The organism is Lactobacillus nasalidis, assembly GCF_016587775.1.
Lineage (GTDB): Bacteria > Bacillota > Bacilli > Lactobacillales > Lactobacillaceae > Lactobacillus > Lactobacillus nasalidis.
This window is the reverse complement of the sequence record NZ_BOCG01000651.1, coordinates 1-3,063: the sequence shown is the minus strand read 5'-3', so window position 1 is coordinate 3,063 and position 3,063 is coordinate 1. Positions and strand designations below refer to the sequence as shown.

Sequence of the window (3,063 nt, the reverse complement as noted above, 5' to 3'; positions counted from 1 at the left end):
GGATGAGAGCTGCGGCAGGGCCTTGATCCGGTCTTCCGTTTCCTTCAGCAGCTCTTCACTTGCCCCTGGAAGCGCCTGGAGCAAGAAGCCGCCAGCTGCCCCGATGGTGTCGTTGGGGTTGACGAAAACTGACAGGCCAACGGCTGATGGAATCTGCTCTGACTTGGCCAGGTAGTAGGTCAAGTCTTCAGCGATTTCCCCAGACACGATCGGCACTTCCCCGGTATAAGGCTGCTTTAAGCCCAGGTCCTTGGTCACCTGCAGCCAGCCCTTGCCGACAGCCTTTTTGACGTCGATGTGGCCGTCTTCTCTGGCTGGAAGCGCCACGTGGTTGTTTTGCACATAACCCTTGACCGTCAAATCTGACTTGGCCGTCACCACAGTTGCCCCAACTGGGCCGTCGCCCAACAGGCGCAGGGTCAGTTCCTGGTCGCCCTTTAATTCTGCACCGGCCAAGAGCAGGGTGCCCAAGAGACTGCGGCCCAAAACAGCTGAAGAAGCTGACCAAGTGTCGTGCCGCTTTTGGGCTTCAGCGACCAGGTCCTTGCCGTTAATGGTCAAAAGGCGCAGGTCCTTGCTGGCGTTGATTGCTTTGATTAAGTAGTCGTTCATGATTTTCCTCCATAAAAATAGAGCCGTTGCCGGCTCTATTTCTTTTATTCATCCTTGTCCGAATCGTCTGTTGGTTCAGAGTTCTGACCAGGAGCGTCACTATGTTCTTTGTCTTGATCCTTGGACAGTTCGCTTTCGCTCGGCGTCGGCAAAGCGGCAGACTCGTCCGCGCTTTCTGCTGGCTTTTCCGCTTCAGCAAGCTTGGCGGCGTCGTTTTCCGGCTTGACCGCTTCTTCGCTTGGCGTTGCCAGGGACTGCTTTTCAGCAGTTTCTTCCTCGGCCTTTTCTTCTGCCTTCTCTTCAGCCTTTTGTTCAGCCCGCTTCTGAGCGGCTTCCTTGGCTTCTTCATAGCTCAAAGCCTTGGCTTCAGATGGGAATTCTTCGCTGGTCTTTTCCGGCATCTTCCCAGTCTTGTAGAGAGCGTAGATCTGCTTTTCGTCCAGAGTTTCGTACTTCAGCAGGGCTTCAGCGATGATGCGGTGCTTTTCGCGGTTGTTTTCCACGATTTCGACCGCCTTGTCGTGGGCCTCGTTCAGGATCTGCTTGACGGCTTCGTCGATCTTGGCCGCGGTTGCTTCACTGTACGGCTTGAGCCCGTAAGGGTTGCCCTGGCCTTCCTTTTCCAGTTCGACCAGACCCAGTTCATCGGTCATCCCGTAGTTGACAACCATGCTGTGGGCAATTGCCGTTGCCTGTTCAAAGTCGTTTGAAGCGCCAGTTGACTGGTCGCCAACCACCACTTCTTCACCGGCACGGCCGCCCATCAGACCAACGATCTGTTCAAACAGCTGCTTCTTGGTCAAGATGTACTGGTCGTCCTTAGGCAGCATGATGTTGTAGCCGCCTGCCCGGCCGCGGGGAACGATGGTAACCTTGCGGACCGTCCGGGAATCGCTCAAAACCAGACCACAGATTGAGTGGCCGGCTTCGTGGAAGGCAACGCGTTCGCGTTCCTTCTGTGAAATCATCCGGTCCTTCTTGGCTGGCCCGGCAATTACCCGGTCTTCGGCTTCGTCGATGTCGGCCGCGGTAATCTTGGTACCGTTGCGCCGGGCTGCTACCAGGGCAGCTTCGTTGAGGACGTTTTCCAAGTCAGCCCCGACAAAGCCTGGAGTCTGGCGGGCAACTTCCTTCAAGTCGACATCGTCAGCCAGCGGCTTGTTCTTGGCGTGAACGCGCAGAATGGCTTCACGGCCCTTGACGTCCGGCCGGCCAACCAGGACCTTCCGGTCGAAACGGCCTGGCCGGGTCAAAGCCGGGTCAAGCACGTCAGACCGGTTGGTGGCAGCCATGACGATAACGCCTTCGTCGCCTTCAAAACCGTCCATTTCAACCAGGAGCTGGTTCAAGGTCTGTTCCCGTTCGTCGTTGCCGCCGCCCTGGCCGTTTCCACGCTGGCGGCCAATGGCGTCGATTTCGTCGATGAAGATGATGCTTGGTGCGTTCTTCTTGGCGTTGGTGAACAAGTCACGCACCCGGCTGGCACCGACCCCGACGAACATTTCAACGAAGTCTGAACCAGAGATTGAGAAGAACGGCACGCCGGCTTCACCAGCAACGGCCTTGGCCAGCAAGGTCTTACCAGTACCCGGAGGCCCCTCGAGCAGGACACCGGACGGGATTCTGGCCCCGAGCTTGGTGTATCTGGCCGGATTCTTCAAGAATTCGACAACTTCCACCAGTTCCTGCTTTTCTTCTTCTTCACCCGCTACGTCGTCAAAGCGGACCTTGTTCTTCTTCGGGTCCTGCGGCTTGACGTTGGAGCGGCCGAAGTTCATGATGCCGCCGCCTTGGCCGCGGCTGCCGCCTTGGTTCATCATCATGACCATCAAAACAATGAAGAGAACCGTCGGCACCAGCATGATGATCGTTGAGATCCAGTTGCTGGACTGCGACTCGCCCTGGGTGCTCATCTTCACGCCCTTGGATTGGGCCAGATCCTGCACCTTCTTGACGCTGGAGTCGTTTTCCAGCATGGTCGTCGAGAAGCTGGTCACGTTGGAGGAAGTTGATCCGCCGAAAATGTCCGAGCTTGAGGACGACTTGCTGTGGCTCGTCTTGTAGCTACCGGTTACGGAGTAGACCCCGTTGGACGGTTGCACGTTAAAGTCTTTGATTTCGCCGTTGCGCAGCTTTTTCACGAATTCTGAGTAACTGATGGTTTCAGTTGCCCCAGAATTGCTGCTGCCGCCAAGGGCCCAATTGATTCCCCATAGGAGAAGCAAAAATACGACTATATAGAATAGACCATTGCTAAATAGCCGATTCCGATTATTTTTCATAAATGACCTCCGTCAGATCGAAGAATTACTCCCCAAATTTTAACATAAAAGCCAGCAACTATCGAAGTTTTTAACCAGCTTTCTCAGATGTTTCCATTTGGTAGAGATAAAGCGGCTCTTCCGCGGCCGCTGGCGGCTGCTGATAGCAGCCCTCAACGTAAACTGCTTC

Annotated in this window: 2 protein-coding genes; both read right to left on the bottom strand. The window is 55.4% G+C overall.

Features of this window, described 5'->3' with window-relative positions:
* Positions 1 to 612: Hsp33 family molecular chaperone HslO (locus lacNas_RS12395; protein ID WP_201346909.1), on the bottom strand; the 612-nt coding region annotated here is incomplete at its 3' end.
* Positions 613 to 656: 44 nt separating this feature from the next.
* The gene (gene ftsH / locus lacNas_RS12390; RefSeq protein ID WP_201330203.1) at positions 657 to 2,894 is read right to left on the bottom strand and encodes an ATP-dependent zinc metalloprotease FtsH; all 2,238 of its coding nucleotides are present in this window, start codon (positions 2,892 to 2,894) and stop codon (positions 657 to 659) included.
* Positions 2,895 to 3,063 lie beyond the last annotated feature (169 nt).